Origin of the sequence: Cohnella massiliensis (assembly GCF_900169535.1) — a bacterium.
GTDB lineage: Bacteria > Bacillota > Bacilli > Paenibacillales > Paenibacillaceae > Cohnella > Cohnella algarum.
This window is the reverse complement of the sequence record NZ_LT821257.1, coordinates 581533-596047: the sequence shown is the minus strand read 5'-3', so window position 1 is coordinate 596047 and position 14515 is coordinate 581533. Positions and strand designations below refer to the sequence as shown.

Below are 14515 nucleotides of genomic sequence, written 5' to 3'. Positions count from 1 at the left end.
AATCGTTGAATACCATAGAGGGGGCTTATATCTTGTCTAAAGTAGTCGTGTCATCAAAGATCATATTACCGCTAATTCTGTTTTTTATCCTGCTTCTTACGGGATGTATCAACGAGGGGAATTCTGAGACTCAGGTGGAGAAAAAAAGTGGCGAAAATATTGAAAGGATCTTAATTATTCCCAACAACTTGACGCTTACCGTGGGTGAACAACTTCCCATAAATGCAAAGGCGTTTTACTCTGACGGAACTTCAGTTGATGTTACTAGTGAGGCGAGCTGGGAAAGTGGTGATAAATCCATACTCACAATTGAAAACGGAAGAGTAAGTGCTCTTGGTAAGGGCACAACTTTTATTTCAAGTAGTCTCAAGGGTGCATCAGCTACTATTTCGGTAACTATTAATGAGGCAACTGCTACTTTGTCCAAACTTGAATTTAGCAATTCGAATTTCACTGTTCAAACAGGTCAGAATTTAGATATTAAGATAATGGGCAGCTACACTGACGGCAAAGTAAAAGATGTAACAAACGAAGCAATCTGTGAACTGGATAATGAGAGCATCGCCACATTTCAAAATGGGGTAATCTCCGCACTAGGTGAAGGTGAAACGAAGATTAGCTGTGAATTAAATGGCATTTCTGTCACTAATAAAGTGACTGTATTGTTTAAATCTGATTACGAACCAGGCTTTGAGAATATTATTGGAAATACTGTTGCTAATATTAACAACGGCGGTTCTGTAGCAACGCAAGGCGACTGGATTTATTATGCGAATCGTTATGCTGATTCTGGTGTGCTATACAAAGTTAAAAAAGATGGCTCAGATAAAACTGTCTTGGATGAAAGAGCAGGAAATAAAAGCATCAATGTGGTCGGTGATTGGATTTACTACATCGATCAAGACTTTAAGGTAGTAAAAATAAGGACAGATGGAGGCAATAAAAAAGTGTTGCCTGTTAGTGCCAGCAAAATTCTCGTAATAGGTGATTGGATTTTTACTGTGACGAGTAGTTACGAGAAATTATCCGTGGATAGGATGACAAAAGATGGACTTCAACGTAAAACCTTGTGTTCTAATTGCGATATTGTTGACGCTGTAGGGGACTGGGTTTATTTAGCCATCGATGGGGAGAACGAGGGGCTTTATAAATTCAAATCTGACGGATCTGGCAAACAACTTGTTCAAGAATTTAATGTAATGATTTCTGGGGTTCAGATTGCTTATCAAAATAAATTGTTTGAGACTTCAAGAAACTTTATCTATGCCTATGCTAAAGGAGAAAAGTATCAAGTGATAGCTCAGGGTGAATATGATTATATTGATGACTTTGTTATCAGCCCCTCTGGTGATTTGTTTTATGGGAATGGAAATTTGATAAAGAAGTATAATTTGTTTACAGGAACTGTAGATGGTGTTGATAAACCCATTGATGTTGGTGGTGCAGTATCTAATATCAATACCATTGATAACTGGCTTTATTTCACGAAGTACTATGATGATCGAAACGAATTCTGGAAAGTAAAAATGGATGGAACTGAATTACAGCAGGTAATTTAACCATTTCGAACACAACCTCCTATAAAATGAAAAGATGTAGTTACTTACCTTATCGTTCTGACCGTTAACTTAACGACCTTTCTTTTTAGTTATTAGAGAATACCTTGTCCGATTATATGAGCAAATTTTACAATCCTTTCAAACGTATCTCACTGCCGCCATTGTTCTGGCGGCTTTTTGCAATCATTTTGAGGGGAGCGATTCTTATGCTTCTAACAGTAGCAACACGCGAACAATTGGCTTTCGCTGCGGTCACTTTGCATCATCCACTCGATTACTACTTCAACCTGTTTCTTCGCGGTAAGTTGTGGATTTGTAAATTAATCCGGCGTTGGATTTGCAAAATAATTCCGCAGAAATTACGAGGTCAAACAACTTATTCTCCCATCAATCCGGCGAGGTCACTTTTTCTTATTTCTGCAGTTGAATTTCGAGAATTTAAATACATAGCAGGAGAGGAAGGTGAAGAAGTAATGAGTAATGTAATGAGACAGCTAATAACGGAAAGACAAAGAATCGTTGCACGTGATAAGTTTTCCGAAGAGGATGAGGATGTTTCGTTCCACTTCTTTGATGACGGCTCAACTGTCAACATCGGCATCGGCACTGAGGTCGACCCGACAATTCGCCTTGCACATATCGATGATCCCGAACCACCGATTCCTTCCGAACCAGTCGAGCCAGCAGATAAAGTTGAACCACAGTCTGAATCTGAACAAGCTACTCAAGATCCAGAACCAGCTTCGCTCCATCAGGATGAAGTCAATCTTAAATCCGATCAAGTTATTTCTCCGACTGATGAGATCAAGCCAAATTCCGGTTTAATCATCGCCGCGGCAGAGCAATCAGACAAACCCGAGCCAGATAGTTCATCCATAGATGACTTGAAGGAACAGATTAGTAAAAGTGCCAAGCTGTTCGAGGACACGAGATCTCATATCAGTTCTCACAAAATCACGGTCAATCAGTCTACCCACTCGATCCACTCTGCTGAGTCAATAGGCTTCCTTGACATTGAAGGAGAATCGGTTGAAGCTCCGCTACTTCCGTTCGATGATGTTGAGAAGTTGGAGGCTGAATATGTTAAGCCAAAGGACAATGTCGGAAGACTGACAATAGACGGTAAGCCAGCAGCCCCTCACCAATCAAGTACCAAGTCTAGAGAGCCTTGGGCAGTCAGAGTCTTTATCGTCGCTCCGATCAAGGGTCTATTCCACGCCTTGTATGATAATGGGATTATGAAAATATCTAAATTTATTGGAGTAATTTTCTTATTTCTATTGCTCAGTGGGATAGCGACGGTTGTTTATAATGCGCATAAAACAGGTCAACCACCACTTGAAATAGCTCTACAACTTTATTCTGATGCAAAGGAATTCGTAAGAGTTGTATACAGTGACATTTCCTCTGCTATCAGGGGTAACTAAGCTCTTCCCATTCCCATATGCGCCTTCCACAGTTCAACACGATTCGGCAACTGCAATAGAGGAAATCCTTTCCTTTTGTCGAATTATTGATGAGTGGGAGGCGATATGAAATGGATATAAACCACAATGATAATATCATTAATAGACTCAGCAATTTGGCGTTGACGGACGAAGCCTTGAATGGAGTAGATTTGTCTTTTCACCTTGTAAGGGTGCAGAAGGAATCTGATTCTTTCTATCAATCCTCGGGTATCCAACTTGCGCCAGATGTTATAAAGTGGGTCAAGAAAAGTATCATCAAAACCTTGCAGGGGTTAAAGGAAGTTGACGATACCGAAAGTAAGGTTTTTCTAGTCGGGAACTATAACCATGAAATCAAGATAAATGACCGTATAGCAAGGTTTGAGTTGTCTGAGAATCTGGGTCTTTTAGATAAAGTTAGAAAGCTGACCACAGCCTTGCGCACTCCAGATCCTGAGTATCCTGAAAAGCATACAAGCTTTCAAATGGTAAAGCTAACCTTAGGTGAGCAAGATGCGTATTTTTGCTATTATCGCGGGGTTAAGAAAAATAGTATGCGTACCTCAAGTAAGAAGATATGGGCAATTAAAAATGCCAATCAATTTATTTTTACTGAGGATACTATGATCGATCTAGGGGGTAACATCGACTTCTTTATTGTCGGAGATTTTATCTTCATTATTAACGTCCGACATTTCGAGTTCGCATTTGATTACCGAGATCATATTAATGAGCAGCGAGATCGGAATCTGACTGAGATTATTTCAATGCCGTTCTTTGACGGTGAGAATTCAAACAAAGGGAAATTCGAGGAATCCTGTAAAAAGTACATCCACTCACGGGGACTAGCTCAAATTAAACGTGACACCTTAACGGCTATTCAGACTAATTTCGAGGCTAGATGTAATGAGCTGTCGCAAATCAAAGCGAACCTTCCTGAGGATCAAGCTGAGCAGGAACGGTATAAGAAGAAGTACAGCATGATTTGGGAATTGTTCGAATATATTGATCTGGATAACCGTAAGATTATTTTTAAAGAGGGTGCTTCCCCCAGGGCGTTATTGCACTTCTTTGCTGATAAAATCGTAAAGTCATTCGTATCTGAAGACTTCAAGGTGGCGATTGCTTACGAAGAATAATTCTTAGGGGGTATGATTGTCCTCTCTGGGAGGGAGAGTAAAATGTGGGGTAAGCGTGAACAGGTCATTTTATGGGCGACAGCATACCTTCCCTTAGTCCTAATCATGGTCTATAGATTCGTTGACAGTAACGATTTCTTTAAGAAAACGGAATGGGCGAAGTGGTTAGCCAAGCATATTGATAAGACGGTCTTTGACGTAATCGTTATTGCGGGGATAATCGTCATATCACTGCTCATCTATCGCTTGGTTGCCATGTGGCTTTTCAGTGACTATGATCGCCAATTAAAGGATAAGGAAATAGGTAAGAGTGTCTCGGTCAGGAAGTATGAACGTTTAAGTGTAAATGACTATTCATTCTTTTTAATGACCTTGCTGTTGCCATTGATATCTATAGATCAAGCTTCGGCTATAAATTTGATGGTGACATTGGCTATTGTAGTGATCGTGATTGTCATATACGTTAAGACGGATTTTATAAGTGTTTGTCCTGTGTTCTTTATGTCGGGTCGACAAGTTTATAAGGCAATTATTTCAGACCAGAGTAAAGAGGCGGAAGCAGCTGATCCGTCAATTCGCCAAGAGGTTATTGTCATAACTCGTGAGAAGTCCATGAATTTGAACAACAAGTTCCGGACGGTAAAGTTAATCAGCAACATCTTTTATTTGTCCAGTAACAGTAATAATGCCGATCCTGATGATGTATGAATTTATAGAACGGTATCCGAGACAGCAGGCAAATGGCTGTCTCTTTTTATGTTAGAATGAAATGAGGGGGTCTCGATTGACATGAAAGCTAAAATGGTATTCTTCATCACAGCACTTCTCGCAGCTGTGGTGATCGCTGTTCTCTGGTAATCGGGGTTAATCGGCTTATGGACGAGTGGTATGGCTCATATTGCCAACAATACGAGGGACTTTACTGATAAGTCAGGTCACTTAATCGATGGCAAGTATTCACTGGAGGTTAACCTGTCTGATTTTGATAGCAACATTGGCAAGGACATCTACACTGATGGCGACCATCGAATCTACGTCTCATGGCTCCAACATACACAGAATGGCGGCTATGATATCGGATTCAGATCAAGCGGACAGTACTCTCTTTCTGGAGCCACACATATTTCGGGGGTTCATCATGAGACGATCAACGATCATTCCTTCACCATGTCAACACCTGCTAAGATGACCGCCGAGTATAAGGGCAAAACCTACGATGCTCAACCAACGGGACAATGCGGAATGAATTACAAGGATGGCGACTGTTTTTCATTCAGCTTCTTTCTCAAGGATGATCCGAATGAAGAGCCCGTAGAAGGTGTTGGCATGGTCAAACTAACCATGACCGACCTGTATAAGAATATTTGGAGTAAGCAATGAGTGGCTGGTAATGGTAACATCCAAAATGGAGGGGATAAAATGCTTATCTTTTCTATAATTGCATTTTCCGCTTTAGCTGTTGCGATGGTGTCTTTAATTATTGCTATCAGTGGGAAACACCGCTATTACTGGATTACCGCTATAGGAATATATATTTTCAGTTTTATAGCAGGGTTTTCGATAGGACAACTAACAGTGGGTCTGACATTCATACCACTAGCATTAGCAATTGGTTTGTCCTTAGGATGGATAAAAAGGAAATCGGATTATGTATTGTCCGTAGGGGTTGGAACGGTTATGGGAGTTATTGTTGTGATGTTTGTTGATGACTATTGGACTTTCTTCCCGTTTTGGATTTTTTCTTAATTTCAATCAAGTAAAGTAACTGACAACAATGAGTGGGATGAAGGGAAAGAACAGTCTGCCTTTTCTGAAATTGCTTCTGGTTCTTTTTCTTACCCTATCAACCCAATGATTTTCGTATAAGCCCCCTAACATTATATAAGAAGAAACTCGGTAAGGCTTCCCCGATAAACTTGGGGTCGCTTTTTTTTTTTGATTTGCTTTAGCTCTGGAACTCCCTTCTCGTTTACGCTAAAGTTACAACACCCCTGTTGGATCAGGCAGGCTAAAGAAGAATTTTGTCGGAAATTCACCCTCGTATGAAAGGTCAGGTGATGCACAGAGATTCCAAGTATTTGCTCACCTAAAGTTTCCACAAGGCAATGTGACGTAAAGTCGACAGACCAATGACGGAATTCTGTTTAATATTACAATGGTTATTTGCGAACACATTACACTGAGGGACGTCTATCTTTCCACTCATCTATCTTTCGGGGGTCGACATTAAGAACTTCGCAAATATGTAAGGCGATGTTGACTGTTGGCATTGTGATTCCGTGTTCGATGTTTTGATAGTGTTTTAAGGATATATTAACAGCACGACTCACATACTCTTGTGTAAGTCGTTTCTTTTCTCGCGCATCTTTTAATTTCACAGTAGGGAACAACTCCTTGCACTGTTGATTCCCTTAATGGTATATAATGCGCGAATTTTTGATAATGAATTATAGTTGGCGAAGAATAATACGTATATTATAATTGTCAATAGTTGTCGAAAGTCTTGTGATATCAGGGGTTCCTCAACATTATGGGATTCTACGTGAAGAAAATGTGTATGTGTTCTCGATTCTAGAGTTGATAAATTTCGAGGAGGAGAAAGAATGAAGAAGTTGTTATCGTTGATGGTAGTTTTTTCTTTGCTGATTGGGGGTATCTCTTTCACCGCACCACCGAAGGCGAGCGCGGCGAGTGATCTGGTAATTAAGACGAAACAAGGCGGATATGTGACTTTATCCAATATTGTAAATGTAGTGAAGATCCACAGCGTCAAGCTTATTCCAAGCGAATATGTGTATATTTCTGATGGAGCAGTAACTTTAAAGATTGTTGGTGATGACCCACAATCAATAATCAATTACTATCCCAATGGTGAAATATACTCCGATGAGTTAATACAAATGTTCGTACCATCCCGCGAAAAGAAGTCTATTGATGTAACTGGTAACGAGGTTGTATTAAGTAAGCCGGGCTTCTATGAGGGGGTTGTAAATTTTGGATCTGACGTCACGATTTCAACTGCAGCACCTTTTATCATTCAAGTGGTTGGAGATTCTGGAGGTAAAGCTGAGCCTGCTTCTACTCCAAAGAAAGAGCCAGTGAATGTTTCAGCAAAGCCAACAGCTTCAAAAGTCTTGGTCAATGGCAAGGAAGTCTCCTTCCAAGCCTACAACATCAACGGTAACAACTGCTTCAAACTCCGCGACATCGCAATGGTTTTAAATGGAACGGAGAAGAGCTTTGAAGTTGGTTGGGATGGAGAGAAAAATGCAATAACTCTTGAATCAGGGAAGCCATACGAAGAAGTTGGCGGTGAGTTGACGGTTGCTGAAAAGTTTAATTCTGAGAAAGCTACGCTGTCAACTTCGATCATCTATCTTGACGGTAAGGAGGTTAAGCTTACAGCTTACTTGATCAATGGCAACAACTATTTCAAACTTCGTGATGTAGCAGCGGTCATTGATTTCGGTGTAACTTGGGACTCTAAAACGAATACGATTGGTATTGATTCCTCAACGGGGTATGTCATGGAATAACTGAATCTTGTAAATAAGCGTAGAAAGTCTATAAAAACGGCAGTATAGGAATCGCATACCGAGTTTCTGTAAACTCGACAGACAGCAAGTACGGTTTTTGTTACGTTTAAGGCAAACTGTAGTCAAGGACAGGACAGTAGTGTAAGGAATAAATATCGAGGAGGAAAAGTATGAGGAAGTTGCTTTCATTGATACTCGCAGTATCCTTATTAGGGGGTATCTCTTTCGGCGCACCGCTGAAGGCGAGCGCGGCAGAAATTCCAAAGGAATTTCAGGAAGTGCTCGACTATCTTAATAAGATCCGGCGTGCTGTTGGTATTCAAGAGCTTGAGCTTGACCCTTACCTGACGAAGGCGGCTCAAAATCATGCCGATTATCTTGAACTAAATGGTTATCAAGAAGGTGGCTCCGAAGATCCTTCCAAGAAGGGGTTTACCGGAAAATCGGTAAGGGAGAGAGCAACTGCGGCAGGATATGACATGTATGCTTTTGTCTCTGAGAAAATTCACTTTAGTGCTATATTTATGGGTTCACCAGTGGTTGAGAAATTAAATACTGTTGTTGAAAATATGATGAATTCTGCTTATGACAGATTAGCCTTTCTTATTGATGCGGATGACAAGATAGGCATCGGGGTATCTGAGGGTATATTTGTTTTTGTAAGGGGAGGTCCATCCAAACCTATTGATTCCCCACCTATCATGTATCCTTACGATGGTCAAACAGGTGTAGAAACTTATTTCAAGGGCAGTGGGGAGTTTAATCCGCTAAAGAAGTTTAATATATCAAAATCGGGGTTTGCTATTTCGTTTTCTCCGGAATATGTATTCGGTGAGCCGCTCATCGAAGATATTGATGCTAGATTAGTAAACAGTAAAGGTGAAGATGTTCCATTTTTCTCTGAGAATAGCGGCGCATTTTTCATCTATCCGAAAGAAGAATTAGAATATGGTGAAACCTACACTGTAACTATGACTTATGGTGCAAATCGAACCATTACTTGGTCATTCACGACGAAAGATCGTTATTCTAGCTCAAATGAAGAGCCTACTTCCAATTCAAGTAATGATCCTAGTTCTGATTCAGTAGAAAAGGTGCACTTATATTATGGGGTAATTATGAATGGAAGTACTATGCTTCCAATGAGAGATGTATTTGAGAATTTAGGTGCGACTATTTCGTGGGATAACAAAACAAGGACTGTGACAGCTCAAAAAGATGATAAGACCATTGTTCTGCAGGTGGACTCGAAAGAAGCTAAGGTGAATGGCACAGTTCATCAATTAGATGTTCCTGCCCAATTGTTTAACTCTAAAACTATGGTTCCTGTCAGATTTGCTAGTGAAATGTTGGGGGCTGAAGTAGGTTGGGATAGTGCCAATAGAATTGCAAGTGTTCGTACTCCTGATAAAGAGCTTGTTATTCATGTGAATGCAACAAAAATAAGTGAATCGGATGTAGCCATCCAATTCACTGATCCTGTGCTTGAGAAAGCAGTTCGGGATGCTTTATACAGATCGGCAGGTACTATATCCGAAGAAAACAAGTTGCATTGGAAATGGGGAACAAACGAGCCGGTAACGCAATCTGATTTGTTGAACTTAAGTATGTTGAAAATGGATAAAAGAGTGAATCTAGTTAAAGATTTGAATGGACTGGAGTATGCGACAAACTTGGAGCTTCTTCAGATTAATAACTCTGAAGTTAGTAATGTGGGACCTTTAGGACAACTTCCTTCTTTAGAAATTTTAGATTTAGGTCATAATCGAATAGAAGATATTAGTCAATTAACGAATCTTCCTTCTTTGAAAGAAATAAATCTATCGTTCAATAACATTTCTGACCCTTCGCCGTTATCAAAGCTTCCGAAGCTGGTGACGTATAACCTTGAGTATAACAATATAAGAGATGCACGTTTATTAACAGGCTTTAAGAAAATGACTAAATTGTCAATTGTAAATAACAAGCTGACAGATATTGAACCATTGAGTCAGCTAACGCAGTTAACCTCTCTGGATTTAAGGGGTAACCAAATTACAGATGTTAAACCAATAGGGAAACTGAAGCAGCTAACTGATATTGATCTAAGTGATAATCAAATATCTGACCTGTCTCCCTTTGCGGAATTAGAGAATCTTTCCAAGCTTGATATGTCTGGAAATGTGATTAGTAGTTTGGAGTTATTAGCGAAATGCACTAATCTAACCTCTCTTAAAATAAGTAGAAATCAGATTACAGATATTAAACCCTTAAGTGAGCTGACCCAGTTAAAACAATTGGTCATCAGCGATAATCGAGTTGCTGATCTTAAACCACTAATTCAACTTAAGCAACTAAAATGGCTTGAATTGCGTGGAAATATGTTGAAAGACCAAGATATAAATCCATTAAAAGATTTAGTGAATTTAGAAGTACTAGATTTGAAAGCAAATCAGATCCAAAATATTAGTGTTTTGAAAAATATTCCGGGATTAAAGGTTCTTCATTTAAGTGATAATAAGATCTCTGATCTCGATCCGCTAAAAGGAATGATGAATTTGTATGCACTATTTTTAGAGAACAACCAGATTAGTGACCTAAGCATAATTATGGGATTACCTAAGCTTGCGGAACTCGGGTTATCAGGCAACTTGATCGATAAGACGAAGTTTAAAGATGAGTTGAAAGAGTTGAGGGGCAGATTATATTATTTCAATTACTAGGCATCCCATTCAGTAGTATTTGAGTCAGGTGCTTCGATTCTTGACTCATTGATTATCAAAATATTTTTTAGAACTTTCGCACAGGTTTTTTGCACAAGGATTAGCCGCTGAACGAGTCGTTGATCCGACTCCCTACTTGGAAAAGATTGCATATTTACTGACATTCGAGTATATTAGAGATAGTTGAATATTCAATCTTAAGCGGAAGCACCGCAGATTTGCCTTTAATGGGCAAGGTCTGCGGTTTTTTTTGCCTTTCGATCAAAATTGGAGGATGAATACTTATGAATCGTTGCACATTCTGTTTGCATGAAGCCGAGAAGTTGTTTAACCATTTAACCTATGATCTTGGTTCTCTCTGCATTGAATGCTATATGAAGCTACAAGGAGCATGCGGGGTATGCAGCCATAGTTTCCTGCCTTCCGATCCAAAGCCTGATGTCACTTATCAGGTTCAAGCAAAGTTCATCGGTCTAGGCGAGAAGAATCTCATTGTATGCGATAATTGCTTCGGAGCAATTCGTAAAGAATTCCCACAAATGTTTGCTTAGGTGGGGAATTCAGGGCATCGGGGCATGGGTTTTCAAAAATCGTTGTCTTGAGTCAGCAGGTTTTGACAACGATGATTGAATATGTTCAATATTTCCAATCAGATTAAAGGCAATCTTTCTGAACTTTCGAGTGATATGTGGCATATAAAATAACTTTTGGAGTTGCGGGGTGATCAAAATTACATAGTTTGTAACTCAAATATAAGGAGGAATCTGCAATGCATATTTGGCAAGGTGTGAGAGTTAATAACTCAGGTGAAGTGGTTCCTGTAAATTACGCACTGATTACTTCTAGTAAAGATAGTACAATCAAAAATAATGTAGCTTTATTTGGGATTGATCGGTTATATCAGACGCTTGGGGTTTCTAAGCAGAATGCTGTTATATTATCATGTCGGAGAGCTTTTAGTGACGAATCGTTTGATCATGTGTTCGGTCATGCGGACGCAGAAATTCGCGTGAATTCCGTGTCTAATTTTCATCGGTTACCTGATAAAGGTGATTACTCACGTAAAGAGCTTGAAGATATAGCAAATGATTTTGGCAGTACTTTAGTAGCGTATGGATTTGAGAAAGCATTAACTAAGGAACAGATAATTGGATTGGCACAAAATTATAATGTGCTACGAGGTAATGATGAGATCCCTGTTTATTTCTTTAATAAGCCGAGTGATGGTGAAATTTACAGTAAAGGGCTACTTTTCTATCCTAGGGGAAGTCTCAAGCTTAAAGTAGCTGATGAAATCCTTCAGGCAGGTCGATATGTTCGGAGTAAGGAAGGTCATTATATATGGGGTGAGGGTTGGTTTAAGAAGGAAGCTAATTGAGCCACAGATAATATTGGAGACTTTTTGTTAAGATATTAATGTAGCAAAACGGTAATATCGTACTTAAATTTACGGTAATATCGTACTTAAATTTACGGTAATATCGTACTTAAATTTCGAGTCCGGTATTACCGTTTTTATTTAGATGAAGGATGTAACATTTTCCAAGTTGTTCTCGTCAGTTCCATTAGGGGTTGGTGAGAGGACTTATTTTGACGTAGAAGGTTGAGGTGTTCAAATGAGGATGTCGATATCTAAGCATATCGTTTTATTACTCAGTCTGACATTTGGGTTAATGGGGTGCAGCGACATTCAGAAGACACTAATCGCCATGCCCGATGATGTTCCATCTTGTAAGGAACCGCCAAGTTCCTTTACATGGGGACAGCAAACCTACACATTGAAAACCATAGGTAGTACGGATTTAGAGCCAGGCATGAAGCTCGGTTACCTCAACTGCCAAAATGGAGTCTACACTCAACAAGGCGAAGGTGAGAATGCGACCTTTAATATTTACTCCTACGGAAGTCCATTGGACAGTGACGATCTCCTGTATTTCGGGAAATGGGGTCGAGCCTTATACACACCGGCTAAAGAGAATCCGAAAGCCCAGGTGAAGATAAACGAATCCATCCAGATCATTGATGACTCAAAGCATGTATCGAAGTCCGAGGTTCGAGAAATTAGGCTTGATCCGCAGCTTGAAAAGGAACTACTGGAGAAGAAGCAGCCGATGCAGGGATTATTTGAAACCACGATGGATACGGTTAAAGCTGACGGAAAAATCGACATTCATTTCTCGCTCAAGAACATCTCAGGGAAGGATTTAAAGATCGTTCACGGCTCAGGACAACGGTATGATTTTTGGGTGTATAACGAAAAGGACGAAGAGGTCTACAGATGGTCATACAATAAAGCATTTACCGCAGCTTTGATTGAACGGGAGCTAAAGAAATCCGAAAAGTTAGAGTTTGATGAGGTATGGCACCTGAAGGATAACGAGGGAGAGCCGGTTCCCCCAGGAAAATACACGGTAGTGGTTATGGTCATGATCGGGTTAGAGTCAGGGACGATTAGTCAAGATGAACTCATCACAAAGTCAATCATTGAAGTTAATCAGGGGTGACTTGGGCAAGAGTATTGAATGCGGTTGATATGTTAATAAAAACGGCAGTATAGAAACTCAGTTCGAGTCTGTATACTGCCGTTTTTGTGTTTACTTTGAAAATTTCGCGGCATATCTGTTTAGTTCTTTTTAGTCAAGAGTACAAACCATTTTTGGAGCTTGAGCAAGAGATTTTTCATGATAGGTGTACACAAAAATAGAACAAAAGTGAGGCGATCTGTATGAGTACCAGAGCTATCGTCATCGATAGTAGAGTCAATGGTAAAGGATTTTGGGTTTCAGAAGATGGTTATCCCGCTGATCTTGGGGTAACTTTGAGGGGTTTATTCTCTAAAGGTAAGAGCATTGAGCAAATCTTTAATGAGCTTGTCCAAATGCGGACAGAGCGCACTCATCAAATTGTAGCTCAGACTGGTTATCCAATGCCGAATATAAATAATAAGTTTTGTATCCTCACACCTGAGCAAGTCGAGGTAGCCAAGAAATCCGGAATCAAGGCATTATGGGATCGGTTTAGAATTGGAGCCGAATATATTTATCGTATCCGGCAAGATGGGGTCTATGTGTCAGGTGGTAGAATTCCAAGACTTCGGAGAGTTAAAGAAAAGGAGTCCATACGGGGTTGACGGTTTACCCACTCTACCCACTCCCCCATCCTTTTCTACGTGTCTCTACAATCGATTTTATTGTATCAGCGGTTCGGTTTACAGGGAAAAATCGATTACAAGCCGTTTCACGCTTAAATGGGATAAGCTCTCTTTCATCTTGAACGAAAATGCTCTGCCGGTAACGTGTCCATAAAACTACCCATTGGCGCGTTATAAACACACTTCCCCTGCTCGCTATTTTGTTTACATTACTATAGTAGAAACTCGTTCAGGGCTATCCTTGTCGCCGTTGAAAATTCTCGATGGGGTCGCCCTTCTATTTTGTTGATTATCAAGACTGAAAGGACTGGTTCAAATGAGGTTCCTTCTCTATTTAGAGAACTGTTTCAACAAATGCCATGCTGAAGCTAGAGCTAAAGGTAAGGTATTCCCTTCGCAATATGATAAAGAGGTAGCTGAGGCGAGATTTCGTGCAATCGATTATATCTTGGCATTCATGGGGTCTGCGATTGACCACACCTACCCTTTTCTGCAAGGTGGATTTAAGAACAATTTACCACCAACAATGAAGAAGTGCTTTGAAGTATTTAGCCAAGAGTATCATGAGCGTGGTTATTTATCGGGATTAAGGTCAGCAGCTCGTCACTTGAATATGCCTACTAATCAACTTCAGATGGTTCTTTATCGTATTGACGGAGTAATGAGATCGCTTGCTCACAAGGCGGTTAAGGAAATTATGAAAGCGAAGACCGACAGGGAAATCAAGTTTGCAAGGGAAATGTTCGAGCAGAAGGTAGCGAGTAATAAGGAATTGATCTTGAATCTGCGGTGATCAATAACAGCTTAAATTTGGCAGTATCGAATTCGCTGGTCGAGTTCAATACTGCTTTTTAATTTATTACTGCGAATAATAGATGCTCGAATGACGGAGAGCTTTTTCTACTTTGGCAGTCAGTTTTAGATTAAGAATACTTCTAGTAAGGATGCGGTATGGCGGTTGGGAATAATCCTATTTCCCC

13 protein-coding genes are annotated in these 14515 nt (G+C 40.0%); 12 read left to right on the top strand and 1 reads right to left on the bottom strand.

The genetic code is table 11. From position 1 onward, the window contains the following. Positions 1 to 32: 32 nt before the first annotated feature. The 6 genes from B7E11_RS09445 to B7E11_RS09420 all read left to right on the top strand — a co-directional run bounded on the left by B7E11_RS09445 (position 33) and on the right by B7E11_RS09420 (position 5892). Positions 33 to 1559, top strand: coding sequence for a DUF5050 domain-containing protein (locus B7E11_RS09445; RefSeq protein WP_080833658.1), 1527 nt, complete (start codon positions 33 to 35; stop codon positions 1557 to 1559). 206 nt (positions 1560 to 1765) lie between these two features. Further along, positions 1766 to 2986, top strand: a complete 1221-nt coding sequence (locus tag B7E11_RS09440) for a hypothetical protein (RefSeq protein WP_139787131.1) — start codon at positions 1766 to 1768, stop codon at positions 2984 to 2986. Positions 2987 to 3096: 110 nt separating this feature from the next. Beyond that, positions 3097 to 4146 carry a Kiwa anti-phage protein KwaB-like domain-containing protein gene (locus tag B7E11_RS09435; RefSeq protein WP_176220668.1) on the top strand — a complete coding sequence of 350 codons (1050 nt, stop codon included), beginning with the start codon at positions 3097 to 3099 and terminating at the stop codon, positions 4144 to 4146. Positions 4147 to 4188: 42 nt separating this feature from the next. Next, positions 4189 to 4854: a hypothetical protein gene (locus B7E11_RS09430; RefSeq protein ID WP_080833653.1), complete on the top strand. Its 666-nt coding sequence runs from the start codon at positions 4189 to 4191 to the stop codon at positions 4852 to 4854. 180 nt (positions 4855 to 5034) lie between these two features. Next, positions 5035 to 5526, top strand: a complete 492-nt coding sequence (locus tag B7E11_RS09425) for a hypothetical protein (protein ID WP_213084130.1) — start codon at positions 5035 to 5037, stop codon at positions 5524 to 5526. Beyond that, positions 5527 to 5892 (top strand): hypothetical protein, encoded by a 366-nt coding sequence (locus B7E11_RS09420; protein ID WP_245809664.1) that lies wholly within the window; start codon positions 5527 to 5529, stop codon positions 5890 to 5892. 428 nt (positions 5893 to 6320) lie between these two features. Here the strand turns inward: B7E11_RS09420 and B7E11_RS09415 are convergent, their stop codons facing one another. Continuing rightward, positions 6321 to 6524, bottom strand: a complete 204-nt coding sequence (locus B7E11_RS09415) for a helix-turn-helix domain-containing protein (protein ID WP_080833650.1) — start codon at positions 6522 to 6524, stop codon at positions 6321 to 6323. Positions 6525 to 6749: 225 nt separating this feature from the next. Between B7E11_RS09415 and B7E11_RS09410 the strand changes: the two genes are divergently transcribed. The 6 genes from B7E11_RS09410 to B7E11_RS09385 all read left to right on the top strand — a co-directional run bounded on the left by B7E11_RS09410 (position 6750) and on the right by B7E11_RS09385 (position 14328). Further along, the gene (locus tag B7E11_RS09410; protein WP_080833648.1) at positions 6750 to 7682 is read left to right on the top strand and encodes a stalk domain-containing protein; all 933 of its coding nucleotides are present in this window, start codon (positions 6750 to 6752) and stop codon (positions 7680 to 7682) included. Positions 7683 to 7852: 170 nt separating this feature from the next. Then, positions 7853 to 10384: a leucine-rich repeat protein gene (locus B7E11_RS09405; protein ID WP_080833646.1), complete on the top strand. Its 2532-nt coding sequence runs from the start codon at positions 7853 to 7855 to the stop codon at positions 10382 to 10384. A 769-nt stretch (positions 10385 to 11153) separates the two neighbouring features. Continuing rightward, positions 11154 to 11762 carry a hypothetical protein gene (locus tag B7E11_RS09400; RefSeq protein WP_080833644.1) on the top strand — a complete coding sequence of 203 codons (609 nt, stop codon included), beginning with the start codon at positions 11154 to 11156 and terminating at the stop codon, positions 11760 to 11762. A gap of 244 nt (positions 11763 to 12006) precedes the next feature. Next, positions 12007 to 12888 carry a BsuPI-related putative proteinase inhibitor gene (locus B7E11_RS09395; RefSeq protein WP_176220667.1) on the top strand — a complete coding sequence of 294 codons (882 nt, stop codon included), beginning with the start codon at positions 12007 to 12009 and terminating at the stop codon, positions 12886 to 12888. Between the two features lie 221 nt (positions 12889 to 13109). Further along, on the top strand, positions 13110 to 13514 hold the full coding sequence (locus tag B7E11_RS09390; RefSeq protein WP_080833639.1) for a hypothetical protein: 405 nt from the start codon (positions 13110 to 13112) through the stop codon (positions 13512 to 13514). A 337-nt stretch (positions 13515 to 13851) separates the two neighbouring features. Beyond that, positions 13852 to 14328, top strand: a complete 477-nt coding sequence (locus B7E11_RS09385) for a hypothetical protein (protein ID WP_080833637.1) — start codon at positions 13852 to 13854, stop codon at positions 14326 to 14328. Positions 14329 to 14515: the final 187 nt, after the last annotated feature.